The sequence below is a fragment of the Ruegeria sp. CDSC052 genome (genome assembly GCF_059610685.1).
Window position 1 is genome coordinate 991,657 of sequence record NZ_JBXWOB010000001.1, and the last position, 22,747, is coordinate 1,014,403.

Below are 22,747 nucleotides of genomic sequence, written 5' to 3' on the forward strand. Positions count from 1 at the left end.
TGATCCACGGATCATAAAATGAAAATATGATCTAGAGACCATAAGGAGCAAACCTGCTCTGCCCCGTGGCTCAAGAAACCGTGCGGTTTCAGAGATAAAGAGATACATACCTCAAGTTCCGCCAATACTCTCACGCTTGCAACCCCGCAGCGCGCACCTGCTCAGGCGTCACCAGCTTTGACGCGATCAAGTCCTCGATCTGCCGATTGGTGATATGGCGGCACAGGGGATGGCGCTCGTAGATCCACTCGGCGAGGCTCGCGCGGCCTTTGGCTTCGGCCTCTCGCGCCTTCTCGCGGTCGGCCAGCACCTGGGCAAGCCCCTTCTCCCACCGGCGCATCTTGAACCAATTGTCCGAGAAACAGACCTTGCTCCGCGTGTAGCCTTCGCTTTCCTTGGCATAGGCTTTGATCGCTTGCTTCAGGTCATCAGGTTCTACCCCTGCCCTCAAAGCCGCTGCGATCAGGCGCAGAGTGGTCCGCCGGTCTCGGATCCTGTCTTCGGGATAGGCCGCCAAGATCTTCTCAGCTTCAAGATCTTCAACCTCCTCCGCCGCTTCGCGCTTGCGCGTAGGTGGTTTATGGATGGTTTTAGGATGGTTTGGGGTCCACCGTGAACCCCGTACCCCGTTCACCGTGGACCCCGTACCGGGTTCAGGCTGGGCGGGGTTCACAGTGACCCCCGTCTCAATATCGGGCTCGGCCGTGGGTTCGAGCGCGGCCACCCGCTCCAGAACAATGCGGTAAATGACGGTGTAGCCATTCTTGCAGTGCCGCCGCCCTGTCTCGATCAAAATGCCTTCGCGCAGGAAGTCGATGATTGTGCGCTTGACCGTGCTTTCGCTGAGCTCTGTGTGGCGCTGGATCGTCCCCTTGGAGCACCAGATGCCTGAGCCGTCATCACTCGCCTTGTCAGCCAGGAACATGATGATCTGCTTGCGTGCAGCGCTGCCAAAGCGGCGCTCGGCGCATTCATTTGCGACCGCCCAACTCATTGCAATGCCTCAAGGTTGCAAGCGTTACTGTGAGCATTCTGGCGCGGAAAATCCGTTGGAACTTTCGCTTTTTGTTCACTTTTTGTCAGGGGGTGCTTTGCACCCTTAAGCCGTTGTTTTCGCTTACGCTCTTTCTGGATTGCAAATCCGTGTACACCGGTTCGATTCCGGTACTCGCCTCCAATACTTTCAAACAGTTGCTTCGCATTCGGCTTTTCGAGCCTGCGACATGCCGTCTCGCTACGGCAGTGCTCTGCTGAGTGAAGCTTGACACCGGATTGATCAGAAGGCGGTGGACTCACTGGCTCGGCCGGTAAATTTGACCGCTCTATCGAATCCACGCGATATGCCCTTTGAAGTAACTGGCCCGCGAATCCTTTCGTCTGGATATCTTCGAGGCGCAAAGCCCAAACTCGCCTGCCGTCATTTTGCATGTGGCTGACCAAACATGCCGCTGACAGGCATTGGCAGGTCGCTTTTCCATTCTCGATGATTTCCGTGCGTCTGCCGCGCTTGACAAGCCCCCTGCCCGTGCCGCATGTCCCATCCGTTGGTGTCTGCACATGCAGATGAAAAGGGAATGCGTCAGCGGTCATCCGTCAAACGCAGCCGCCCCCGCGACCGTGACCGGAGAGGGTGCCCAAAGCCACTGGCCAGACAGGCCGGGAAGGCGGGACATCTGCCAGAGGCCAGCCTCTGACATCCGCAAGCCGGGAGACCTGCCAACATCCGAAGTTGAAACCGGACGGGGTGATCCGGTGTCGGGCCCATGTCGCAATACGTGGCCCGCATGAAACCCCGTCCCCCGCGAAGAGGATTTGGGGGGATGAGAGACATGACCGAGACCACACCTGTTGAACTGCTGGTGTGCACGACCTGCCGCCGCGGCCTGCCCGTCGAGAATGATGCAGATCGTCCTGGGGCGTTGCTGCACAAGGCGTTGGAGCAGGCAGAACTTCCTGATGGCGTCACTTTGAAGGCAGTAGAATGCCTTTCAAATTGCGATCAGGGCTGCTCGATTGTGCTGCGTGGCGGACCCGAACGTTGGACCTTTGTCTATGAGCATCTCGATGAAACCGATCATGTCGAGACCATTGTTGAAGGTGCGACCAAATATCTCGAGACCCAAGATGGCCTCGTTAAATGGCGCGAACGTCCTGAACATTTCCGCAAAAACTGTGCGGCCCGCATTCCCCCGATTGGAGCTTAGATATGAGCAATCTCGAAAAACTGCCCGTCACTGTGATCACCGGCTTTCTGGGCTCGGGAAAGACCACGCTGGTGCGTCATCTGATGCAGAACCCGCAGGGCAAGCGCCTGGCCGTTGTGGTCAACGAGTTTGGAGATGTTGGCGTCGATGGCGATATCCTCAAATCCTGCGCGATCCCCGATTGCCCGGCGGAAAACATTATGGAATTGGCCAATGGATGCATCTGCTGCACCGTGGCAGATGATTTCATCCCGACCATCGAGGCGCTGATGGCGCTAGAGCCGCGCCCCGATCACATTCTGATCGAAACCTCTGGCTTGGCCCTGCCCAAGCCGCTGCTGAAAGCGTTCGACTGGCCGGATATCCGCTCGAAAATCACCGTGGATGGCGTAATTGCTCTGGCCGATGCCGAAGCTGTGGCCGCCGGTCGCTTTGCCCCGAATGTCGCTGCGGTGGATGCCCAGCGCCTGGCCGATGACTCGATTGATCACGAAACGCCGCTATCCGAGGTGTTCGAGGACCAGATCTCCTGCGCCGACATCATTCTGCTGACCAAGCCTGATCTTGCTGGCCCCGAGGGGGTCGCCAAGGCCAAGGAAATCATCGCGGCAGAGGCTCCGCGCCCGCTGCCCGTGGTCGAAGTGGCCGAAGGCGCTGTGGATGTACGTGTTGTGCTGGGGCTTGAGGCCGCTGCTGAAGATGACATGGAGGCACGTCCCAGCCATCACGATGGCCACCACGATCACGAGCATGATGATTTCGAAAGCATCATTGTCGAGCTGCCGGAACAGACCGATCCGGCCCAGCTGGTCGCCAATATCGAACGTCTGGCGAATGAACTGAACATCCTGCGGGTCAAAGGCTATGCCGCTGTTACCGGCAAACCCATGCGCCTTTTGGTGCAGGCAGTCGGGGCCCGTGTGCGTCATCAGTACGACCGCCCGTGGGAGCCAGGTGAAGAGCGTCGCTCGCGTCTGGTGGTCATCGCCGAGCATGACGACATCAAAGAGGCTGAAATCCGCGAAATCCTCGTGGGTGTAACCGAGGCCGCCGAGTAAGCCATGCACGTCGTCTTCCGCGAAAGCCACGGGTTAGAGGAAACGGAGACCCCAACCGATCTGGGCCAGAGCCCGGCGGATCTGGTGGTGCTGTCCTTTTCCGACAGTGATCTTGGCGCTTTCGCGGCAGGCTGGCATCGTGGTGGTGGACCCGAAGGCCGGATGCCGACCCTGCGGCTGGCCAATCTAACGGCGCTGAAGCACCCGCTTTCTGTCGACACCTATGTCGAGCAGACGCTGGAGGGCGCCAAAGGCATTCTGATCCGCCTGATCGGTGGCGTGCCCTACTGGTCCTACGGATTGCAGCAGGTTCTGGCACTGGCCCACGCCAAAGGCATCGCTGTGGCAGTCCTGCCGGCGGATGGACGTGAAGATACGCGCCTGGATGACTATTCTACCCTGCCCGTTTCAACCCTGCGGCGGCTGGCGCATCTTTGCGACACAGGCGGTGAGGTCGCAGCGCAGGCTGCGCTGGCGCAAATGGCACTGGCCGCGGGGCTTTATTCTGGCCCGGTGATGGGGGCCAAGACGATCCCGGAATGTGGCGTATGGTGCCCGGATCGCGGTGTGATCCCGGCGGATACCGCATTCGCCGGTGATGCCAAGCGCATCCTCGTGACCTTCTATCGCGCCTATCTGACCTCGGCAGACACTGCCCCGGTCGCGGCCCTGATCCACCGTCTGCGTGCGCGTGGGTTTCAGGCTGTTGGCCTATTTGCGCCGTCGCTCAAAGCCCCTACCGCCGCTGACTGGCTGCGCGAACAGGTCGTAGCGCTGGCCCCCTCGGCAATCATCAACGCCACCTCCTTTTCGGGCAAAGGCGCCTCGGGAACGTCCCCGCTGGACGCCGCCAATGTGCCGGTATTTCAGGTCGCCTTGTCCACCGCACGCCGCAAGGCTTGGGTCGATGCGGAACGCGGGCTGTCCCCCGCCGACCTCGCAATGCATGTGGTCCTGCCCGAGGTGGATGGCCGCATTTCGGCGGGCATCGCTTCGTTCAAGGAACCGGGCAAGCGCGACCCGTATCTGGAATATTCCCGTTTTGCCCACCGCCCCGAGCCGGAACGGGTTGAGGCGATCATTGATCGGGTGGACGGCTGGCTGCGCCTAAGCGACAAACCCAAGCCAGATCAGGTTCCAGCGTTGGTGCTGTCGACTTATCCCGGCAAGGACTGGCAGATGGCCCATGCGGTTGGCCTGGATGCGTTGGCCTCGGCCGAGGCGATGCTGTCCGATCTGCAGGCTGAAGGCTATGATACAGCACCCGGCGAACCGATAGCCGAGACGCTTTTGGATGCGCGACTGGCTTGGCCGCTCGCGGCCTATCAGACCGCGCTGGCAGACTTGCCGGAACAGTTGCAAACGGATCTGCAATCCATTTGGGGCAAGCCTGAGGACGACCCGGTTTTTGCCGATGGTGCGTTCCACTTTACCGCCTTGAACCGGGGCAAGACACTGATCGCGCTGCAACCGGAACGCGGCACACCCGAGCTGCGCGATGACGACTATCACGATCTTTCGCGCACCCCGCGCCACAGCTATGTTGCCTTCTATCTCTGGCTGCGTAAGGGGCATGGCGCGGACGCGCTGATCCATATCGGCGCGCATGGCACGTTGGAATGGCTGCCAGGCAAATCGGTCGCCCTGTCCCAAAACTGCTGGCCTGAGGCGTTGGTCCGAGATCTGCCGGTGATCTACCCCTTTATCGTGAATGACCCCGGCGAGGCCGCGCAGGCCAAGCGCCGGATCGGGGCGGTTACACTGGGCCATATCCCGCCCCCGATGCGAACAAGTGACACGCCGGACCGTATGGTGCGGCTGGAATCCCTGCTTGACGAATTCTCGAACGCCGACGGGCTGGACCCCAAACGCCGCGACCGACTACAAGAAGACATACGGGATGAGGCGCAGGCCATTGGTCTGGAAAGCGATCTGGGTCTGAATCAGGCAACCTGTACCGCCGAAGCGATCACCCGTATCGACCGATTTGTCTGCGACATCAAAGAAAGCCAGTTCGGTGACGGCTTGCACGTCTTTGGCCGCGTCCCCGAAGTGACCGGCAATTTTGATGCCACGCCTTCGGCGCATGCGGAACGTCAATCACTTTTGGACGCACTGGCCGGGAAACGGATCGAGGCTGGCCCGTCTGGCTCACCCTATCGCGGGCGCTCGGACGTGCTGCCGACAGGGCGAAATCTTTACACCACCGATCCGCGTTCGGTTCCAACACGCGCGGCCTATACCCAAGGTGTCAAACTGGCCGAGGAACTAGTGCGACGGCATCTGCAGGAAGAAGGCGATTACCCCAAGGGGCTGATTGTCGACCTCTGGGGCTCGGCCACGATGCGCACTGCGGGTGAAGAATTCGCCATGGCGCTTCACCTACTGGGTGTGAAACCGGTTTGGGACAAGGGGTCGGAGCGGGTTTCCGGTATCGAGGTGCTGCCAATCACTGATCTCAGCCGTCCACGGCTAGACGTGACCTTGCGTGTCTCGGGCCTGTTCCGCGATGTATTCCCGACGCTTTCTGCGCTGTATGGCCAGGCAGTGCGAGCATTGTGTGAACGGGACGAGGCAGCAGACTGGAACCCATATGCCGGGCAGGCACCGGCCGCCCGTGTCTATGGCCCCGCCCCCGGCAGCTATGGCCTGAACATGACGCAGCTATCCGAAATCTATACGGACGAAGCGCGCGCACAGGCCGGTCAGGCTTGGCTGGATGCCAGTTCCTTTGCGCTTGAGGGCGAGCAAATTGCACGGGATGTCGATGGTATTACCCAACGCGTTGCCCACGCCGATAGCTTTGTTCACCTTCAGGACCTGACCGAAACCGATCTGCTGTTGGCCAATGACTATGCCACGCATGAGGCCGGTTTTGCCGCCGCCAAGAAAGTCACTGGCGGTACTGCGCAGCTGTACCATCTGGACAATACCAACCCAGACACCCCCCGCGCCCGAACCCTCTCTGAGGAAATCAGCCGCGTTGTCCACGCGCGCGCGGCTAATCCTGACTGGATCGCAGGAATGCAACGGCACGGATTCCGCGGCGCCGCCGAGATCGCGGCAACGCTGGATCATATGGCAAGCTTTGCCCATCTGTCGGGAACCGTTGCACCGCATCTGTTTGACATCTACCACGATGCCACACTGGGTAACGCCGAGGTTGATGCCTTTCTGCAAGAGAAGAACCCACAGGCGCATCAGGCCATGCAGGACCGGTTCCGTGCTCTGCTCGAGGCTGGCCTGTGGAACACGCGCCGAAACTCGATCCGAGCCGATCTGGAGGGGTTGGGATGAGTGCACCGATCGTTCAGGGCTGGTGCCCCGGCGCCCATCGCCCGATGATGTCGGGGGACGGGTTGGTCGTGCGGGTTCGGCCGCGGCTGGCGCGCCTTGAGGCAGCGCAGATGTTAGGCCTGTGCGAACTTGCCGACCGGTTCGGCAATGGCACCATTGACCTGACCAACCGCGCCAATCTGCAACTGCGCGGTGTGGCCGAGGCCGATCACCAACCTTTGCTGGAAGAACTCGCTGCGCTGAACCTTTTGGATGCGGAACCGGGTATCGAGGTGCGGCGCAATATTCTGGTGACACCGCTCTACCAATCCGGCGATCTTACCGCACGACTGACGCAGGAACTGATCGACCGGTTGGGCGAATTGCCGTCGCTACCAGCCAAGTTTGGGTTTGCCATCGACACCGGACCAAATCGCCTGTTGGTCGGGGATTCCGCGGATATCCGGCTGGAGACAGGCCCCGAGGGGCTGATCCTACGCGCTGATGGGGCCGAAACAGGGCGTCGCGTGACCGAAAAAATCGCCATCGACCACCTGATCGCGCTGGCCGAATGGTTCGCGGATCACCACACGCCCGAGGCCCGGCGCATGGCCCGCGTGGTTGCGACACAGGATTTGCCGTCAGAATGCCAAGGCAGCGCACCGGGTGATGTTGGCGCTCTGCCTGAGCCGGGCATCGTGGAACTGGGTGCGTTTTACGGAGCCGCGTTCGGTCAGTTGCCAGCGCGCGGGCTTGCGGGGCTGATTGAGACCTGCGGTGCCTCTGCGCTGCGGGTCACCCCTTGGCGGCTGTTCCTGATGGAAGGCGGGGCGGCGATACCCGCCCCAGCGTTCGTCACCGATGGCACCGACCCGCTGATGACCACTGACGCCTGCCCCGGCGCCCCGCTCTGCCCGCAGGCGCAGGTGGAGACCCGCGATATCGCCCGCGCGCTTGCCTCGCGTATTCCCGGCCACTTGCATGTCTCGGGCTGTGCCAAAGGATGCGCGCGCATGGGACCAGCTGATGTCACCCTGGTCGGCCACGATGGTCGATTTGATCTTGTCAAACAAGGCCGCGCGGGAGATGAGCCAAACCTGCGCGGGTTAAGCCCCGAAACACTTATGACCATGGACTTCACCTGATGCCCTATGAATACGAAACCGACGGCGCCGCGATCTACAAACAAAGCTTTGCCACCATCCGGTCCGAGGCCGATCTGGCACGGTTCGACGCCGATGAGGAACAGGTCGCCGTCCGGATGATCCACGCGGCAGGTATGGTGGGGCTGGAAGAGTTCGTGCATTTCTCAACCGGTTTTGTGACCTCGGCCCGTGCCGCGGTGGAAGACGGCGCACCGATCCTGTGCGACGCCCGCATGGTCAGCGAGGGTGTCACCCGGTTCCGCCTGCCCGCCGATAACGAGGTGATCTGCACCCTGCACGACGAACGTGTGCGTCCGCTGGCTGCCGAGATGAGCAACACCCGGTCCGCCGCTGCGCTGGAGTTGTGGCGCCCGCATCTGCAAGGCGCCGTGGTGGCCATCGGTAATGCGCCCACCGCGCTGTTCCACCTGCTGAACATGCTGGAAGACCCCGACTGCCCGCGCCCTGCGGCCATCATCGGCTGCCCGGTGGGCTTTGTCGGTGCGGTCGAATCTAAAGACGCTCTGTGGGAGGCGCAGCCTGTGCCGTCCTGCATCGTCAAGGGCCGCCTCGGCGGCAGTGCCATCACAGTCGCAGCCATCAACGCCATCGCGAGCCGCGCCGAATGAACGCGGGCAAGATATACGGCGTGGGCCTCGGCCCAGGCGATCCGGACCTTATGAGCGTCCGGGCCGACCGCCTACTGCGCACTGCCCGCCACGTGGCCTTTTTCCGCAAACCGGGTCGCAGTGGTCAGGCCCGCAAGATCGTCAATGGCATGATCCCAGAAGGCGCGGTGGAATTCCCGATGGAATACCCCGTGACCACAGAAATTCCATTGAGTGATCCGCGGTACAATGAGCTGCTCTCGGCGTTTTATGAAGATTGTGCCGCGCATCTGAAGACACTGTCGGATCAGGGCGAAGACGTGGTGGTCCTGTGCGAGGGTGATCCGTTCTTCTACGGATCATTCATGCATCTTTACAATCGATTACGTAGCGAGGCTAAAGTTGAAGTCGTGCCTGCGATCACCGGTATGTCCGGCGCGTGGACCGCAACCGGCGACCCCATCACCTGGGGAGACGACGTATTGACCGTGCTGGTCGGCACATTGCCCGAAGACGATCTGGCCCACCGAATGGCCCAAACCGACGCGCTGGTGGTGATGAAGATCGGGCGCAATATCGACAAAGTGAAGCGGGCCCTGAAGACGGCCGGTTTGTATGACCGTGCTTGGATCGTGGAATACGCTCAGATGCCCAATCAACGCGTGTGCAAATTGTCGGAAAATTGCGAGGGGATCACTCCGTATTTCTCGATCATCATCGTTCACGGACAAGGGCGGCGGCCATGAGCGGTTGGGTCAAGATCGCAGGACTCGGGCCAGGAAACGAGGCTTTGGTGACGCCCGAAGTGACCGCTGCGCTGGCTGGGGCGACGGATGTCGTCGGCTACATTCCTTACGTCGCGCGCATCGCCGAACGCCCCGGCCTGACGCTGCATGCCAGCGACAACCGGGTTGAGATCGACCGCTCTCAGCATGCGTTGCAAATGGCGGCCGAAGGGAAGCGCGTAGTGGTCGTATCCTCGGGCGATCCGGGCGTATTTGCCATGGCAGCAGCGGTGTTCGAAGCGCTGGAGAACGGCCCCCGTGAATGGCGCGACCTATCGGTTGAGGTGCTGCCCGGGATCACCGCGATGCTTGCGGCCTCCGCCCGCGCTGGCGCCCCGCTTGGGCATGATTTCTGCACCATCAACCTGAGTGACAACCTCAAACCTTGGCCTCTGATTGAGAAGCGCCTGCGTCTGGCCGCGCAAGCGGATTTCGCGATGGCGTTTTACAACCCCCGCTCGAAATCCCGCCCCGAAGGCTTTGTCAAAACGCTGGAAATCCTGCGCGAAGAATGTGAACCCGAGCGGCTGATCCTGTTCGCCCGCGCTGTCAGCCGGGCGGATGAGGCAATCCGGATTTCAACCTTGGTCGAGGCCACGCCTGATATGGCCGATATGCAGACCGTTGTCATCGTCGGCTCATCGCTGACCCGCGTGATAGAACGCGCCGGTGACCCGATCGTCTATACGCCGAGGTTCACCCCGGAATGAGCCAGCCAGTCCAGAACCTGCGGAACGCTCGACAGTTCCAGCCGCTGCGGCAGGGCTGGACGGTCGATCATCAACACCGGTATGTCCAGCGCCCGCGCGGCGTCCAGCTTGGCGCGCGCGCCGGCGCCGCCCGCGTTCTTGGATACCACCAGTTGCGTGCCGTGGCGCTGCATCAACGCCCGGTCATCAGCCTCGGCAAAGGGTCCGCGCGCCACGACAACCTCGCAATTCGGCAAGGGCAGGACATCGGGTTCATCCACCAGCCGCAACAGGTAATGGTTCTGGGGCTGGCTGACGAAATCTTCGAGATGCATGCGCCCGACCGCAAGAAACACGCGCTGCGGATTACCGGACAAAGCGGCCACCGCTGCGGCGATATCCGGGACGCGCAGCCAGGTGTCACCGGGCTGCGGTGCCCATTCGGGCCGTGTCAGCGCAACAAGTGGAATCTGCGCCGCATGGCAGGCCTCAATCGCGTTACGGCTCATCCCGGCAGCAAACGGGTGGGTCGCGTCGATAACGTGGCTTATGCTGTGGTCATGGATATATTTCACCAGCCCTTCGGCCCCACCGAACCCACCAACACGCACCGGCAGGGCTTGCGGGCGCGGGTTGTCCACGCGTCCTGCATAGGAGTAGGTCGCGGGAATACCCCGGTCGGCAATGGCTTTTGCCAGCGCGTTGGCCTCGGTCGTGCCGCCCAATATCAGGAGGTTGGACATGTCTGAAGCTCCGTGGCTGACCGTTTTGGGTTTGGGCGAAGATGGACTGGATGGCTTGCCCCCCGCAAGCCGTCAAGTGCTGGAACGCGCTGAAATCATCATGGGGCCACCGCGACACCTGTCCTTGGTTCCCGATTTCGGAGCCCAGCAGGTGGAATGGCCTGTGCCCTTTGCCGATGGTCTGCCGATCCTGACCGGTTTTCGCGGGCGATCAACCGTGGTTCTGGCCTCGGGCGATCCGTTCTGGTTCGGCGCCGGATCCGTGATCGCGCGGAATTTCGAAGCCGGGGAATGGGCCGCCCTACCCGGCCAATCCACTTTTTCGCTGGCCGCTGCGCGGTTGGGCTGGCCGCTGGAAAGCACGCAGACATTTGGTCTGCACGCGGCCCCGCTGACCCGGCTGCGCCCGCATCTGGCCCCCGGCCTGCGCGCAATTCTGCTGTTGCGCGATGGTAAGGCCGTGACGGAACTTGCCACCTATCTGACTGACACCGGCTTTGCCGACACACACCTACATGTGATGGAGGCCCTGGGTGGCCCGCGCGAACGGGCGCGCAGTGTCTCGCTGACCGAGGCGCTGCTGGGTGGGTTCGATCACCCGGTCTGCGTCGGGCTCGAGGTTGCTGGCGGCGGGCAGGCCTTTCCACGCGCCTCTGGCAAACCGGATGAGATTTTTGAGACCGACGGCCAGATCACCAAACGCCCTATCCGTGCGCTGACCCTTTCGGCGCTGGCCCCGCAGCGGGACGAGCATCTGTGGGACATTGGCGGCGGCACCGGGTCAATCAGCATCGAATGGCTGATGTGTGATCCAACGCTCAGCGCCACAACGATCGAACCCCGCGAAGACCGCGCCGAGCGCATTCGCCGAAATGCCGACGCGCTGGGTCAAGACCGGCTGCAGGTGGTGCACGGCACCGCCCCGGATGCGCTGAACGGCCTGCCCCTACCCGATGTCGTGTTCATTGGCGGCGGGCTGAGCAGTGAGCTGTTGCAATGGCTGCATACAACCCTGCCCTCCGGCACGCGGCTGGTGGCCAACGCGGTGACGCTGGAGAGCGAAGCGCTGCTGGCGCAATGGCAGGATAAGCTGGGCGGTGAGCTGCTGCGGATCGAATTGGCACAGGCTTCGGCCCTGGGGCCACGGCGCGGTTGGAAATCGGCCTATCCGGTTGTGCAATGGAGCGTCACGTTATGATCGTCGCAGGCATCGGATTTTCCTCGACCGCTACGCTGGACAGCCTGCGCGCCGCCTATGATCAGGCGAGTGCCGGCCACGCTGTGGACGCGCTGGCCACAGTTGCCGACAAGGAAGGTCACGCCGCGCTGACAGATTTTGCCTCGACCATTGCCCTGCCGCTGCATTTCATTGCCCCCGCCGATCTGGCCGGGCAGCGCACCCTCACCTGCTCGACCCGCAGCCGCGCCACCTATGGCACCGGCAGCGTTGCCGAAGCGACCGCCCTTGCCGCCGCCGGACCTGGTGCGCGGCTGATCTCACCCCGACAGATTTCAGACGACCGGCTGGCCACCTGCGCCATCGCCATCGGAGGACAGACATGACCGTTCATTTCATTGGCGCCGGACCGGGCGCCGCCGACCTGCTGACCCTGCGCGGGCGCGATATCATCGCCGCTTGCCCGGTCTGCCTGTATGCGGGTTCGCTGGTGCCAGAGGAAATTCTGGACCATTGCCCCGACGACGCCAAGATCGTGAACACGGCGGCGATGGATCTGGACCAGATCATGGCCGAAATCGCAACCGCACATCAGGCCGGTCTGGATGTTGCGCGACTGCATTCCGGCGACCTGTCGGTCTGGTCCGCGATGGGCGAGCAGATCCGCCGCCTGAAAGAGCTGGGCATCCCGGTCAGCGTGACCCCTGGCGTGCCGTCTTTTGCCGCTGCGGCCGCATCACTGGGCACGGAACTGACCCTGCCCGGACTTGCGCAATCAGTGGTCCTGACCCGGACACCGGGACGCGCATCGTCGATGCCCGAGGGCGAGACGTTGGCGAATTTTGCCCGTACCGGGGCGACGCTGGCCATCCACCTGTCGATCGGCAATCTGGGTACGGTGATCGCCGATCTGACACCTGCCTATGGGGCCGACTGCCCAGTGGCCGTTGTCTATCGTGCCAGCTGGCCCGATGAGCGGATCATCCGTGCGACGCTGGCAACCCTAAAAGACGCGTTGGACGAGAGCATCTCGCGCACTGCGCTGATCATGGTTGGCCCGGCACTGGCTGGCGAAGGATTCGACGAAAGCTGCCTGTATTCAAAGGATTACGACCGCCGGTATCGCCCGCAAAGCGCGGACAGCCCTTGGTCAAGCTGGAGCCATGGTGATGACTAACCCTCCGGGTATTCTGATTTCGGCACCGTCTTCGGGGACTGGCAAGACCACCGTGATGCTGGGCCTGCTGCGTGCGCTGGCCGAGGATGGCCTGACCGTCCAACCATTCAAAAGCGGCCCTGACTATATCGACCCGGCCTTTCACCGGGCGGCGGCTGGGCGCGCCTCGTTCAATCTGGACAGCTGGGCGATGGGCGATCCTCTGCTGAACGCAATATCGGCACAGGCTGACGGCGCGGATATCGTCGTAGCCGAAGGATCGATGGGTCTGTTCGACGGTGTCGCCAAACCCGGTGAGATTGGCCATGGATCTAGCGCGGAAACTGCGCAGCGTATGGGCTGGCCTGTGGTGTTGGTTCTGGATGTCGGCGGTCAGGCGCAATCAGCTGCAGCCACGGCGCTGGGGTTTCGGATGTACAACCCCGGCCTGCCCTTTGCCGGGGTAATTTTGAACCGCTGCGCCAGCCCGCGTCACGAGCGTCTGACCCGGTTGGGTATGGAACGTGCAGGCCTGCCGGTTCTGGGCGTTCTGCCACGACGCGGAGACCTGACACTTCCCGAGCGGCACTTAGGTTTGATCCAGGCGGTGGAACATCCCGATCTGGAAAGCGCCATTGTCGGCTATGCTGCGTTCCTGCGTGAACATGTCGATCTGGAGGCGATCAAGCGGGCGGCTTCCTCAAGCCCAAATAGGCCATCGTCAGCCGTGCTACCCCGCCCTCCGGCGCAGCGGATCGCACTGGCGCGGGATGCTGCGTTTTCGTTCACCTATCCGCATTTGCTGGAAGGCTGGCGCACGGCGGGTGCAGAAATCCTACCGTTTTCACCGCTGGCGAATGAAGCCCCTGCCCCGGATGCCGATCTGGTCTGGCTGCCGGGTGGGTATCCCGAGTTGCACGCAGCCACATTGGCCGCCGCCAACACCTTCCAGACTGGGCTGCGCAAACATGCCGAGACAAGACCTGTGCATGGCGAATGCGGGGGCTACATGGCGCTGGGTCAGGCGTTGATCGACAAAGAGGGTGCCCGGCACGAAATGGCGGGCCTTCTGGGCCTTGTGACCTCCTATGAAAAGCGCAAGTTCAACCTGGGTTATCGCAAGGCGGAATTATTGGCCCCAATGGCCGGATTTGCCGAAGGCACAGCGCTACGCGGGCATGAGTTCCACTATTCCTCGATCATCGAACAGCCTGACGCCCCGCTGGCGCGCGTGTTCGACGCCGAAGGCGCGGAAGGCCCGCAAACCGGATCGGTGCGAAACAATGTCACCGGGACATTCTTTCATCTGATCGCCGAGGCCTCGGCATGAGTGGTTTTGTGTCCTTCATCGGTTCAGGCCCCGGCGACCCGGAATTGCTGACACTGAAGGCGGTAGACAGGATGCAGAAAGCCGATGCGGTGCTGTTTGATGACCTCAGCAGTGGCCCGATCCTGAGCCACGCGCGTGAGGATGCTGATCTGGTTGGTGTCGGCAAACGCGCCGGGCGCCCCTCGCCCAAGCAGGATCACGTCAGCCGCTTGTTGGTCGAATATGCACAAACCGGTCAGCATGTTGTGCGGTTGAAATCCGGTGATGGCGGCATGTTCGGCCGGCTTGAAGAAGAACTGGTGGCCCTGCAAGAGGCCGGGATCGACTATGAAATCATCCCCGGCATCCCCTCGGCGGTAGCGGCGGCGGCAGCGGCGGGCATTCCGCTGACCCGGCGACTGACCGCGCGGCGCGTGCAATTCGTCACCGGCCACGATGTCAGTGGCAAACTGCCCGAAGATCTGAACCTGGCAGCACTGGCTGATCCACAGGCTACGACCGTCGTGTTTATGGGCAAGCGCACCTTTCCCCTTTTGGTCAGGGCCTTACATTCCCACGGCCTTTCGCTGGATACACCTGCTTTGATGGCCGAATCCGTCTCGACCCCCGACCAAAAGCTGCAACGCTCGACCATCGGTGCCTTGTCGCAGCAGTTGGAAACCGAGATCGGCACCGCCCCGGCCCTGATCCTGTATGGACCTCTGGCAGAGTTCGAAAATGATTGACCTGACGCTGATCGGTATTGGCACCGGCAACCCGGATCATGTGACATTTCAAGGGGCGCAGGCGATCCGTTCGGCGGACCTGATCCTGATCCCCCGCAAGGGCGAAAACAAGGCCGATCTGGCAGGGCTGCGCGAGCAGATCATCGCTCAGGTCGCGGATACTCTTCCGCAAATCGCGTATTTCGACATTCCCAAACGCCGTGCCGATGATGGCTATTTACGCGGAGTGGACGAATGGCACGATGCGATTGCATTGCGCTGGCAGGAGGCCATCGCAGCCCACCCGAAGGCCCGCCATGTGGCGCTGCTGATCTGGGGGGATCCGTCGCTGTATGACAGTTCGCTGCGAATCGCGGCACGTTTGACCCCTCAGCCAGAAACACGGGTGATTCCCGGCATCACCGCGCTGCAAGCGCTGACGGCGGCCCATGCGATTCCGATCAACGAACTGGGCGCGCCCTATATCGTAACAACTGGTCGTCGCATCCGGGAAGAAGGATGGCCGGAAACCGCAGAAAACGTGGCGGTGATGCTGGATGGCGAATGTTCATTCCAAAACCTGGACATGGAAGACTTGGACATTTGGTGGGGCGCATATGTCGGCATGAAAGAGGAAATCCTGATCAAAGGCCCTTTGGCCGAGGTTGCGCAGCAGATTCTGGACCGCCGCGCCCATGCCCGTGCCGACCATGGTTGGATCATGGATATTTATTTGCTGAAAAAGCGCATAATCTGACACAATACGTCGCAAATGATGATTGCACCGCCACAGCTATAGCGGCTAAATGGGGGTGTCTGGTCCTGCCGGAGAAATCCGGATGCTAAGAGGGAATTTGGTGCGACTGCCTCGGTGGTCAACTCCAAAGCCGCCCCCGCGACTGTAAGCGGAGAGCCCCTGTTCAACCAGCCACTCCCGGTTATCCGGGGGGAAGGCGAACAGAGGCATCGACCCGCAAGCCAGGAGACCTGCCAGGCGCAAAAACGAAACACCGGCCGTCGGGTGCGGCGGCAGAGGAGAATACAAAATGGCAACACAAACGAAAACAGCATCCGCCGCGCGTACAGGCTTTGTTCCGGTCATGTTTGCAGTGGTTCTGGGTCTGGGCCTCATCACGCTGACCGGTCACGTTCAGGCAGCGGCCCTACATGATGCAGCGCATGACGTGCGTCACGCGACCGGCTTCCCCTGCCACTAAGACCGTGTTCAGTCGTATATTGACCAGCGCGTTGTTCGCTGGTGCTGCAGCGGGGCTGATTGCCGCCTTGCTGCAGTTGGTATTTGTGCAACCAGTATTGTTGCATGCCGAGCTTTATGAATCCGGAGAGCTGGTGCATTTCGGGGGCGAGACCGTATCGGCTCATCCCGAGCTGCCGCGCATGTTCTCTGAACTGACGCGTGATGCGCTGAGTGTCATCTTTACCATGCTGACCTATACCGGCTATGCGCTGGTGATGGTTGCGCTGATGTCGGTAGCCGAAGGTCAAGGGCATCAGATTGATGGCCGGACCGGCGTTCTTTGGGGGTTGGCCGGATTTATCGCCTTCCACCTTGCACCAGGTTTCACCCTGGCGCCCGAAGTGCCGGGTGTCGCAGCAGCCGATGTCTATGCACGTCAGGTCTGGTGGTTCGCAACGGTTGCAGCAGCCCTTGTCGCCATGTGGTTGATCGCCTTTGGAGGTAACCTGATCAGCTATGTGATCGCCGCAGTACTTCTGTTGGTGCCACATCTTATCGGTGCACCCGAGCCCGATGTTTTCACCGGCCCTGTGCCGACTGAAATTGGCGCATTGTTCGCGGCACGAGCTTTTGGAATCGGTCTGGTTGCATGGGTTCTGGTTGGCGCGTTCGCTGGCTATTTCTGGCAGAAAGAAGCGCAACCTTCCGAAGCAACGGCCTGATCGCACTTCGAATGAACGCGCCGGGTGTAAACTTGGCGCGTTTCCCTATGTTTTCAAGGAAATACAATGACCCGTTCACTTGCTCTATTCGTGATCGGTCTGGTCTTTGGCGGCGGTGCAGGATTTGTAATTGCTGCTGCAAATGGCGTCACATTTGATGGCCACGACCATTCTGATCCGTCTCTTCACGGAGCCTCACACACTGAGACCATGGCCCACGATCATTCCACGGCCCTGAACCTACCGGCAGGCACAGATGCACCTACACTGGACATCGCTCTGACACAGGATCCTATGTCTGGCTGGAACCTGCATGTCATGCCAAAAAACTTTACCTTCGCACCGCAGAACGCATCGACCGCAGACATGGTGGGCGAAGGGCACGCGCATGTTTACATCAACGGAGAAAAGCTCGCCCGGCTTTACGGCAGTTGGATGCACATTGATCAGTTGCCCAAAGGCGAGGTCGAGGTTTCGGTTTCGCTGAATTCCAACAGCCATAGCCCGCTTTCGGTCGATAACGTGCCGGTTCGTGCTGCGGCTACGGTTCAGGTCGATTAAAGCGCCGGAATACGCGCACGCAAACACATCCGAAGCCGCCCGCAGGGTCGGGCGTCTTCAATCCAGCCCTGCGGGCTGTTCAGGTAAGTACGGCAAGTTTCAGCGATATCCGCAGCATCCGCCGCCACATCGACTCCCGAAAACACATAAGATGCGCGCCCCTGCGCCTGTATAGCCAGCGCCGTGGGTTCCGCGCAGCTGCTGAAACAGGCGTGTTCGCTCAATTCGACCTGATCCGTCAATCCAGCCCTTTTCAGTGCGTCCTTCACAGCCTGCACCTCGGCCGCCCGATCGCGTGCGGTGCCACAGGTTTTGCAGATCATCAGGCGCATCCGATCCAGACCTTTCCCTTCGTCCTGCGCCCGTTTCTGCGGCTTTAAGCGGCGCGGCGCAATCCCGAATGCGCACAAGATTGTGAGTGCGACGTTCTCACATTTCTGGCAAGATTCCTGCAGACACCTTAAAAGGAGGCCTCTGGATGAAACTGCTTTGGACTGTCTTCGCCCTGCTGGCTCTGCCCGCCTGGGCCGACGAACCGCTCTCGGGATGGGCCGTGTATCCAACGGGCAAAAGCTATAGTGAATTAGTCTCGGACACCAAATCGGCGGTTAAGGCAAACGGTCTGATCGTGGTCACGCAGGCCGGCCCCACCAAAGCCGCCGCCGCGCGGGGGATTACAATCCCAGGCAATCTGGTGATCGGCGCCTTCAACAATGACTATGCGGTGCGCGTGCTGGAAACCTCGGTGCGCGCAATGATCGAAGCACCGATCCGGTTTTACGTGACTGAAAACGAGGACGGCACCGCCACCCTGTCCTATAAAACGCCCAGCTTTGTATTCGCGCCCTATATCTATGAGGGAGGAGACCCCCTGAGGGACATTGCCCAGGAATTGGATGACACCTTTCAGATCGTGGCCGAAGCCGCTGTCAAATAGTCACACTGGCGTGATGCGCCTTGCGTCCGGGTCTGTCCTCCGCAATCTGCGTTGAAACAGTTTTCGGAGCTTTACTGATGCAGGACTCGTCGCCCCGCGCTGCGGACATTCTGGCCCAACGGCTTTATGAGGCTGGCTGCCGCCACGCTTTTGGCATGCCAGGTGGCGAGGTGCTGACCCTAGTGGATGCGTTGGAAAAGGCGGGAATAACCTTTCACCTGACCAAACACGAGAACGCGGCTGGCTTTATGGCCGAGGCGGTGCATCACCGCGACGGTGCCCCGGCCATTCTGGTGGCCACACTCGGTCCAGGCGCGATGAACGGGATCAATGTGGTCGCCAATGCGTTGCAGGACCGGGTGCCAATGATCGTGCTGACCGGCTGTGTCGACGCAGATGAGGCGCTGACATACACCCATCAGGTCATGGATCACGCACGGGTCTATCGCTCGATCACCAAAGGGACATTCATGCTGACCGCCAAAGGCGCGGATGTTATCGCAGACAAAGCGGTGTCGCTCGCCAGTCAGCCGCGCCCAGGGCCGGTGCATATCGACGTGCCGATTTCGGTTGCGGATGCGCCTGTGACCGATGTCAAACGCCGCCGTCTTGTCAAACCTGCCGCCGTCGCGCCCGAGGGGGATTGCGTTGAAAAAGCCCGCCGCTGGGTGGCACAGGCCGAACGGCCCATCGCGATTATCGGCCTGGATGTTCTATACGACGACTCACGCAATGTGGTGCAGGCGTTCCTTGAACATTTTGGCATTCCTTTTGTGACAACCTACAAGGCCAAGGGCGTGGTTCCCGAGGATCATCCACTGTGCCTTGGCGGCGCGGGCCTGTCGCCGCTTGCTGACACCCATCTGGTGCCGCTGGTTGAACAGGCCGATCTGGTGTTGTGTCTGGGCTATGACCCGATCGAAATGCGCCCTGGCTGGCGCGAGATATGGGACCCCGAAGAAAAGCGCGTCATCGACATTTCGGCGGTTCCGAACGATCACTACATGCATCAGGCCGGGTTGAACCTGGTGGCTGATACCGGCGCGACCCTCGAGGCCGTTGCAAAGGGCAACCCTGCCCGCGCCACCTGGCCCGGCGGTGAGCCCGAACAGGTTCGGGCCGCCCTGGCGCGAGCCTTCCCTACTGATGACGTATGGGGTCCCGCCGCGGTAATTGCGGAAACCCGCGCGGTTCTTCCTGCCGAGACATTGGCCACCGCTGACAGTGGCGCACATCGCATCCTTCTCAGCCAGATGTGGGGATGTTCCGAAGAACGCGGGCTGATCCAATCTTCAGCGCTCTGCACCATGGGCTGCGCTCTGCCAATGGCCATCGGGCTGAAACTGGCCGAACCCACGCGCCCGGTCATCAGCTTTTCCGGCGATGCCGGGTTCCTGATGGTCGCCGGAGAACTGTCGACCGTTGCCGAGATGGGTGGTAACCCGATTTTCCTGGTGTTCGTCGACGCCAGCCTTGCCCTGATCGAATTGAAACAGCGTCAGCGGCAAATGGGGAACGTAGGCGTCGATTTCGACCGCCACGACTTTGCAGCTATGGGCCGGGCCTTCGGTGGGAATGGTCACACGGTGCGCACCCGCGCCGAACTGAGGGATGCTCTGGAAGCGGCAACCAAGTCTGATAGGTTCACCGTAATCGCTGCTGAGATTGACCGCGGAGGATATGATGGCCGGATCTGAAGGACCGCTGAAGGGCGTCAAGGTTCTGGACCTGTCCCGCATTCTGGCCGGACCGACCTGCACACAGTTGCTGGGCGATTTGGGTGCCAGCGTTATCAAGATCGAAAACCCTGCCACTAAAGGGGACGACACGCGCCAGTGGGGCCCACCCTATGTCGCTGATGCCGACGGGGTTCCATCGGATCTTAGTGCCTATTTCATGTCAGCCAACCGCAACAAGAAATCGGTCGCCATCGACATCACCACACCCGAAGGTCAGGCGGAAATTCGGCGGCTGGCCTCGTTTGCGGACATCCTGATCGAGAATTTCAAACCCGGCGGGCTTGCGAAATACGGGCTGGATTACAAATCGCTCTCGCAGGAATTCCCTAGCCTCGTCTATTGTTCGATCTCAGGCTACGGGCAGGATGGGCCTAACGCATCAAAGCCCGGATATGATCTGATGGCGCAGGGCTATGGCGGTGTCATGTCTCTGACCGGCGATCCCCAAGGGGCGCCGATGAAAGTTGGAGTTGGTATCGCTGATGTCATGTGCGGTATGTATGCCTGCGTTGGCATTTTGGCAGCATTGCGCCATCGGGACCAGACCGGAGAGGGACAGCAAATTGATCTGGCTCTGGTCGATTCCCAGATTGCGTGGCTGATCAATGAAGGCGTGAATTATCTGACATCCGGCAATGTGCCACAACGCCGTGGGAATGGTCATCCAAATATCGTTCCATATGACGTTTACGAAACCGCTGATGGCCATGTGATCCTTGCTGTAGGTAATGACAGTCAGTTCCGCCGGTTCTGCGAATTCATCGACCAACCTGATCTGGCGGATGACGTCCGCTTTGCGACGAATCCGGCGCGGCTGGAAAACCGGGATGCGTTGAACGCCCTATTGCGCCCTGCGGTTCAGTCATATGACACAACAACCGTCATCGCAGAACTTGAGGCACGCAAAGTACCAGTTGGGCCGGTCCAGACCCTGGATCAGGTTTTTGACACCGAGCAGGTCGCGGCGCGGCAAATGCAGATCGCGATGCAGGCTGCCCCGGCCGAGGTAAAACTGATCGGAAACCCGCTGAAATTGTCGCGGACACCGGTTACCTACCGGACGGCTCCGCCACAGTTCGGAGCGGACACTGCAGCAGTCTTGAACGCGAAGAACCCATTTGAAGATTGAAACACAATGCCTTACTAGGCGGCATATTGCTGAAACATGCCGTTGAATCGGCGGATTTTTTCACGTTTTCCACACACAGCTTTTCACCAATTCGAGAGCAGGGCCGATACTGATACGACCCCGCCTGACTCTCTGCTAAATCGAATAAAGTAATAAATCGCAAATGGATTGGATCCCGCGCATGAAACAAGATGTTTTCGGACAGATGAACACTCTTTGCCATTCGGCCAGTGTCGAGGCGTGGAATGGTGTTCTGCTTGGTTTCATGGCGCATTCAGCTGTCACACCCCAGCATCTGGGCAAAGTGCTAGAGCTTGAGCCCGAATTCGCGCTTGGTCACGCCATCAAAGGCCTGTTCCTGGTCTTGCTGGGTCGGCGCGAGATGATGCCAGTTGCAGCGGAAGCGTTGAATGCTGCCAACACCGCTATGGATCGCCAACCGGTAACTGAGCGCGAGCGGCTTTATGTCGACGCGTTGGCCCTTTACCTGTCCGACCTGCCCTCACATGCAATCCAGAAGTTTGAAGAAATTTTGCGCCTACACCCACAGGACTCGCTGGCGATGAAACTCAGCCACGCAACACGGTTTGTCTTGGGAGATGCCGCTGGTATGCGACGGTCGATCGAACGTGTCCTGCCCGCTTATGAACCCGACCACGCCGGTCGCGGATATCTTCTGGGGTGCCATTCCTTCGCGCTTGAGGAAACCGGGGCCTATGAAAAAGCCGAAATCGCCGGACGTCAGGCACTGTGGATGGTGTCGGATGATGCCTGGGGTCTGCACGCAGTGGCCCATGTGCACGAGATGACCGGCAATGCGCAGCAAGGTCTTGATTGGCTGGCCGGACGCGAGGATGCCTGGGCGCATTGCAACAACTTTCGCTATCATGTCTGGTGGCACAAGGCGCTGATGCATCTGGACCTGGGTCAGGTCGATCAGGTTATGGAACTGTATGACCAGTATGTCCGGCAGGACAAAACCGACGATTACCGTGACATATCGAATGCCACGTCGCTTTTGTCCCGGCTCGAGCTTGAGGGCGTCAAAGTTGGAAACCGCTGGGAGGAACTGGCCGACCTCAGCGCCGCCCGGACCGAAGATGGCTGCCTGATCTTCGCCGATCTTCACTATCTGCTGGCCCTGACCGGCGACAACCGGACCGAAGCGACCGGCAAAATGCTGCAGCGCATCCAGAAAGATGCCCAGCGCAATCAGGGCGACACTCCGATCCGGATGTCGGATCCCGGTATTGCCGCAGCCAAAGGGCTTGAGGCTTTTGGCGACGGCCTTTACGGCGAAGCATTTGATTTCCTGTCGAATGCACGGGACGGAATGCAACTGGCCGGTGGTAGCCACGCCCAACGTGATGTATTCGAGCGCATCACTATTGATTCCGGCCTGCGTGCCGGCCGTTTGGATGCTGTCGAGCGCATTCTAGACGACCGCCGTGCCAAGCGGGCCGGGGGTGAGGACAATTATGCTATGGCGCGCCGCGCATTGATCGATGCGGCCCGCGATAACCAAGACGCACAAAGCGTTCCGGCAGAATAACAAAACAAAAAGACTGAAGAAGGACAGAACTCGT

The 22,747-nt window shown here is 60.7% G+C and carries 23 protein-coding genes and 2 riboswitches; of the genes, 20 read left to right on the forward strand and 3 right to left on the reverse strand.

The features are described from left to right. Positions 1 to 130: 130 nt before the first annotated feature. Entirely contained in the window at positions 131 to 994 is an 864-nt protein-coding gene (locus AC2FIM_RS04980; protein ID WP_496677935.1) for a hypothetical protein, read from the reverse strand. 534 nt (positions 995 to 1,528) lie between these two features. Then, positions 1,529 to 1,735, forward strand: a riboswitch (cobalamin riboswitch). Positions 1,736 to 1,829: 94 nt separating this feature from the next. Between AC2FIM_RS04980 and AC2FIM_RS04985 the strand changes: the two genes are divergently transcribed. The 7 genes from AC2FIM_RS04985 to cobJ are packed head-to-tail and all read left to right on the forward strand — an operon-like array spanning position 1,830 to position 9,786. Then, a complete protein-coding gene (locus AC2FIM_RS04985; protein ID WP_271947948.1) occupies positions 1,830 to 2,204 on the forward strand; it encodes a DUF1636 family protein in 375 nt (124 codons plus the stop codon). A gap of 2 nt (positions 2,205 to 2,206) precedes the next feature. Continuing rightward, entirely contained in the window at positions 2,207 to 3,262 is a 1,056-nt protein-coding gene (gene cobW / locus AC2FIM_RS04990) for a cobalamin biosynthesis protein CobW (protein WP_271947949.1), read from the forward strand. Between the two features lie 3 nt (positions 3,263 to 3,265). Next, the gene (gene cobN / locus AC2FIM_RS04995; protein WP_271947951.1) at positions 3,266 to 6,559 is read left to right on the forward strand and encodes a cobaltochelatase subunit CobN; all 3,294 of its coding nucleotides are present in this window, start codon (positions 3,266 to 3,268) and stop codon (positions 6,557 to 6,559) included. Then, a complete protein-coding gene (gene cobG / locus AC2FIM_RS05000; protein WP_496677936.1) occupies positions 6,556 to 7,683 on the forward strand; it encodes a precorrin-3B synthase in 1,128 nt (375 codons plus the stop codon). Before cobN ends, cobG begins: the two co-directional genes overlap by 4 nt. Then, a complete protein-coding gene (locus tag AC2FIM_RS05005; RefSeq protein ID WP_496707892.1) occupies positions 7,683 to 8,312 on the forward strand; it encodes a precorrin-8X methylmutase in 630 nt (209 codons plus the stop codon). Before cobG ends, AC2FIM_RS05005 begins: the two co-directional genes overlap by 1 nt. Then, the gene (locus AC2FIM_RS05010) at positions 8,309 to 9,037 is read left to right on the forward strand and encodes a precorrin-2 C(20)-methyltransferase (protein ID WP_496688603.1); all 729 of its coding nucleotides are present in this window, start codon (positions 8,309 to 8,311) and stop codon (positions 9,035 to 9,037) included. The genes AC2FIM_RS05005 and AC2FIM_RS05010 overlap by 4 nt, the downstream gene beginning before the upstream one ends. Next, on the forward strand, positions 9,034 to 9,786 hold the full coding sequence (cobJ, locus tag AC2FIM_RS05015; protein ID WP_271947958.1) for a precorrin-3B C(17)-methyltransferase: 753 nt from the start codon (positions 9,034 to 9,036) through the stop codon (positions 9,784 to 9,786). The genes AC2FIM_RS05010 and cobJ overlap by 4 nt, the downstream gene beginning before the upstream one ends. Here the strand turns inward: cobJ and AC2FIM_RS05020 are convergent. Then, positions 9,759 to 10,508, reverse strand: a complete 750-nt coding sequence (locus tag AC2FIM_RS05020) for a cobalt-precorrin-6A reductase (protein WP_271947960.1) — start codon at positions 10,506 to 10,508, stop codon at positions 9,759 to 9,761. The two genes, cobJ and AC2FIM_RS05020, sit on opposite strands and share 28 nt — an antisense overlap. Here AC2FIM_RS05020 and cbiE point away from each other — a divergent pair. The 9 genes from cbiE (at position 10,507) to AC2FIM_RS05065 (ending at position 17,356) form a co-directional block, all read left to right on the forward strand. Next, positions 10,507 to 11,706 (forward strand): precorrin-6y C5,15-methyltransferase (decarboxylating) subunit CbiE, encoded by a 1,200-nt coding sequence (gene cbiE / locus AC2FIM_RS05025; protein WP_271947962.1) that lies wholly within the window; start codon positions 10,507 to 10,509, stop codon positions 11,704 to 11,706. The two genes, AC2FIM_RS05020 and cbiE, sit on opposite strands and share 2 nt — an antisense overlap. Next, positions 11,703 to 12,071: a cobalamin biosynthesis protein gene (locus AC2FIM_RS05030; protein ID WP_271948085.1), complete on the forward strand. Its 369-nt coding sequence runs from the start codon at positions 11,703 to 11,705 to the stop codon at positions 12,069 to 12,071. Before cbiE ends, AC2FIM_RS05030 begins: the two co-directional genes overlap by 4 nt. After that, positions 12,068 to 12,862 carry a precorrin-4 C(11)-methyltransferase gene (gene cobM / locus AC2FIM_RS05035; RefSeq protein WP_271947964.1) on the forward strand — a complete coding sequence of 265 codons (795 nt, stop codon included), beginning with the start codon at positions 12,068 to 12,070 and terminating at the stop codon, positions 12,860 to 12,862. Before AC2FIM_RS05030 ends, cobM begins: the two co-directional genes overlap by 4 nt. After that, entirely contained in the window at positions 12,849 to 14,171 is a 1,323-nt protein-coding gene (locus tag AC2FIM_RS05040) for a cobyrinic acid a,c-diamide synthase CobB (protein WP_271947966.1), read from the forward strand. Before cobM ends, AC2FIM_RS05040 begins: the two co-directional genes overlap by 14 nt. Further along, a complete protein-coding gene (gene cobA, locus AC2FIM_RS05045; RefSeq protein WP_271947968.1) occupies positions 14,168 to 14,896 on the forward strand; it encodes a uroporphyrinogen-III C-methyltransferase in 729 nt (242 codons plus the stop codon). Before AC2FIM_RS05040 ends, cobA begins: the two co-directional genes overlap by 4 nt. After that, positions 14,889 to 15,632 (forward strand): precorrin-6A synthase (deacetylating), encoded by a 744-nt coding sequence (gene cobF / locus AC2FIM_RS05050; RefSeq protein ID WP_271947970.1) that lies wholly within the window; start codon positions 14,889 to 14,891, stop codon positions 15,630 to 15,632. Before cobA ends, cobF begins: the two co-directional genes overlap by 8 nt. A 43-nt stretch (positions 15,633 to 15,675) precedes the next feature. Beyond that, positions 15,676 to 15,884: riboswitch (cobalamin riboswitch) on the forward strand. Positions 15,885 to 15,921: 37 nt separating this feature from the next. Continuing rightward, positions 15,922 to 16,092, forward strand: coding sequence for a CbtB domain-containing protein (locus AC2FIM_RS05055; RefSeq protein ID WP_142632876.1), 171 nt, complete (start codon positions 15,922 to 15,924; stop codon positions 16,090 to 16,092). A 4-nt stretch (positions 16,093 to 16,096) separates the two neighbouring features. Further along, the gene (locus AC2FIM_RS05060) at positions 16,097 to 16,795 is read left to right on the forward strand and encodes a CbtA family protein (protein ID WP_142632874.1); all 699 of its coding nucleotides are present in this window, start codon (positions 16,097 to 16,099) and stop codon (positions 16,793 to 16,795) included. Positions 16,796 to 16,861: 66 nt separating this feature from the next. Further along, on the forward strand, positions 16,862 to 17,356 hold the full coding sequence (locus tag AC2FIM_RS05065; RefSeq protein WP_496677939.1) for a hypothetical protein: 495 nt from the start codon (positions 16,862 to 16,864) through the stop codon (positions 17,354 to 17,356). Here AC2FIM_RS05065 and AC2FIM_RS05070 read toward each other — a convergent pair. After that, positions 17,353 to 17,766: a DUF1636 family protein gene (locus AC2FIM_RS05070; RefSeq protein WP_496677940.1), complete on the reverse strand. Its 414-nt coding sequence runs from the start codon at positions 17,764 to 17,766 to the stop codon at positions 17,353 to 17,355. The two genes, AC2FIM_RS05065 and AC2FIM_RS05070, sit on opposite strands and share 4 nt — an antisense overlap. Positions 17,767 to 17,834: 68 nt before the next feature. Here AC2FIM_RS05070 and AC2FIM_RS05075 point away from each other — a divergent pair, with 68 nt between their 5' ends. The 4 genes from AC2FIM_RS05075 (at position 17,835) to AC2FIM_RS05090 (ending at position 22,713) form a co-directional block, all read left to right on the forward strand. After that, entirely contained in the window at positions 17,835 to 18,293 is a 459-nt protein-coding gene (locus AC2FIM_RS05075) for a DUF302 domain-containing protein (protein ID WP_496677942.1), read from the forward strand. Positions 18,294 to 18,370: 77 nt separating this feature from the next. Further along, positions 18,371 to 19,990 carry a thiamine pyrophosphate-binding protein gene (locus tag AC2FIM_RS05080; protein WP_496731796.1) on the forward strand — a complete coding sequence of 540 codons (1,620 nt, stop codon included), beginning with the start codon at positions 18,371 to 18,373 and terminating at the stop codon, positions 19,988 to 19,990. Beyond that, complete coding sequence (locus AC2FIM_RS05085) at positions 19,977 to 21,161, forward strand: CaiB/BaiF CoA transferase family protein (protein WP_142632866.1); 1,185 nt, start codon at positions 19,977 to 19,979, stop codon at positions 21,159 to 21,161. Before AC2FIM_RS05080 ends, AC2FIM_RS05085 begins: the two co-directional genes overlap by 14 nt. A gap of 181 nt (positions 21,162 to 21,342) precedes the next feature. Beyond that, entirely contained in the window at positions 21,343 to 22,713 is a 1,371-nt protein-coding gene (locus AC2FIM_RS05090; protein ID WP_496677945.1) for a tetratricopeptide repeat protein, read from the forward strand. Positions 22,714 to 22,747: the final 34 nt, after the last annotated feature.

Excerpts from the sequence above, each read along its gene's own strand:
- AC2FIM_RS04980 (WP_496677935.1), bottom strand. The coding sequence starts at position 994 with ATGAGTTGGGCGGTCGCAAATGAATGCGCCGAGCGCCGCTTTGGCAGC.
- AC2FIM_RS04985 (WP_271947948.1), top strand. The coding sequence starts at position 1,830 with ATGACCGAGACCACACCTGTTGAACTGCTGGTGTGCACGACCTGCCGC.
- cobW (WP_271947949.1), top strand. The coding sequence starts at position 2,207 with ATGAGCAATCTCGAAAAACTGCCCGTCACTGTGATCACCGGCTTTCTG.
- cobN (WP_271947951.1), top strand. The coding sequence starts at position 3,266 with ATGCACGTCGTCTTCCGCGAAAGCCACGGGTTAGAGGAAACGGAGACC.
- cobG (WP_496677936.1), top strand. The coding sequence starts at position 6,556 with ATGAGTGCACCGATCGTTCAGGGCTGGTGCCCCGGCGCCCATCGCCCG.
- AC2FIM_RS05005 (WP_496707892.1), top strand. The coding sequence starts at position 7,683 with ATGCCCTATGAATACGAAACCGACGGCGCCGCGATCTACAAACAAAGC.
- AC2FIM_RS05010 (WP_496688603.1), top strand. The coding sequence starts at position 8,309 with ATGAACGCGGGCAAGATATACGGCGTGGGCCTCGGCCCAGGCGATCCG.
- cobJ (WP_271947958.1), top strand. The coding sequence starts at position 9,034 with ATGAGCGGTTGGGTCAAGATCGCAGGACTCGGGCCAGGAAACGAGGCT.
- cbiE (WP_271947962.1), top strand. The coding sequence starts at position 10,507 with ATGTCTGAAGCTCCGTGGCTGACCGTTTTGGGTTTGGGCGAAGATGGA.
- AC2FIM_RS05020 (WP_271947960.1), bottom strand. The coding sequence starts at position 10,508 with ATGTCCAACCTCCTGATATTGGGCGGCACGACCGAGGCCAACGCGCTG.
- AC2FIM_RS05030 (WP_271948085.1), top strand. The coding sequence starts at position 11,703 with ATGATCGTCGCAGGCATCGGATTTTCCTCGACCGCTACGCTGGACAGC.
- cobM (WP_271947964.1), top strand. The coding sequence starts at position 12,068 with ATGACCGTTCATTTCATTGGCGCCGGACCGGGCGCCGCCGACCTGCTG.
- AC2FIM_RS05040 (WP_271947966.1), top strand. The coding sequence starts at position 12,849 with ATGGTGATGACTAACCCTCCGGGTATTCTGATTTCGGCACCGTCTTCG.
- cobA (WP_271947968.1), top strand. The coding sequence starts at position 14,168 with ATGAGTGGTTTTGTGTCCTTCATCGGTTCAGGCCCCGGCGACCCGGAA.
- cobF (WP_271947970.1), top strand. The coding sequence starts at position 14,889 with ATGATTGACCTGACGCTGATCGGTATTGGCACCGGCAACCCGGATCAT.
- AC2FIM_RS05055 (WP_142632876.1), top strand. The coding sequence starts at position 15,922 with ATGGCAACACAAACGAAAACAGCATCCGCCGCGCGTACAGGCTTTGTT.
- AC2FIM_RS05065 (WP_496677939.1), top strand. The coding sequence starts at position 16,862 with ATGACCCGTTCACTTGCTCTATTCGTGATCGGTCTGGTCTTTGGCGGC.
- AC2FIM_RS05075 (WP_496677942.1), top strand. The coding sequence starts at position 17,835 with ATGAAACTGCTTTGGACTGTCTTCGCCCTGCTGGCTCTGCCCGCCTGG.
- AC2FIM_RS05080 (WP_496731796.1), top strand. The coding sequence starts at position 18,371 with ATGCAGGACTCGTCGCCCCGCGCTGCGGACATTCTGGCCCAACGGCTT.
- AC2FIM_RS05085 (WP_142632866.1), top strand. The coding sequence starts at position 19,977 with ATGGCCGGATCTGAAGGACCGCTGAAGGGCGTCAAGGTTCTGGACCTG.
- AC2FIM_RS05090 (WP_496677945.1), top strand. The coding sequence starts at position 21,343 with ATGAAACAAGATGTTTTCGGACAGATGAACACTCTTTGCCATTCGGCC.